Raw genomic sequence first — 621 nt, 5'->3', positions numbered from 1 at the left:
GGCCCGGCTGCCCGCCCCTACCAGCCGCCCCACCCGAATGGTGGCCGCGGCGGCAATGCCGCTGGCCGCCATGTAGGTCATCGAGGCCAGATTAATAGCTACCTGATGCGCCGCCAGCGGCACCGCCCCCAGCCAGCCAATCATAATGGCGGCCAGGGCAAAAGCGCCCACCTCAAAAGCCATCTGCCCGCCGATGGGAGCACCCAGGCCCAGCAAGCGACGCAGGGTGGAGCCGTCGGGCCGCCAGGTAGTGATGGCTTCCCGCACGCCCGCTAGGCGCGGGGCACGCAGCACGTAGGCCCCCATCAGCAGGGCCATGAGGACGCGGGAAAGCAACGTGGCCCAGGCGGCGCCCATCATGCCCAGCGCGGGCGCCCCCCAATGCCCGAAAATGAAGGCGTAGCACAGGGCCGCGTTGACCACGTTGGCCCCGATGGACAGCCACATGGCCTGCCGCGTGAGCCCCAGCCCCTCGGCAAACTCCCGAAAGCCCTGAAACAGCATCAGCGGCACAAACGACCAGGCAATGACCCGCACCCAGGGCGCGGCCAACGCCTCGACAGCCGGGGGCTGGCCCAGGAAGTGCAGCAGCGAGGGCACCAACTGCCCCACCCCGGCCAG

The 621-nt window shown here is 69.9% G+C and carries 1 protein-coding gene; it reads right to left on the bottom strand.

What is annotated here, in order from left to right; translation table 11 throughout:
* Positions 1–621: MATE family efflux transporter (locus tag ACYVDE_RS25490; protein ID WP_460504303.1), on the bottom strand; the 621-nt coding region annotated here is incomplete at both ends.

This window comes from Hymenobacter agri, assembly GCF_054778495.1.
This window is presented reverse-complemented; position numbering and strand designations above follow the sequence as displayed.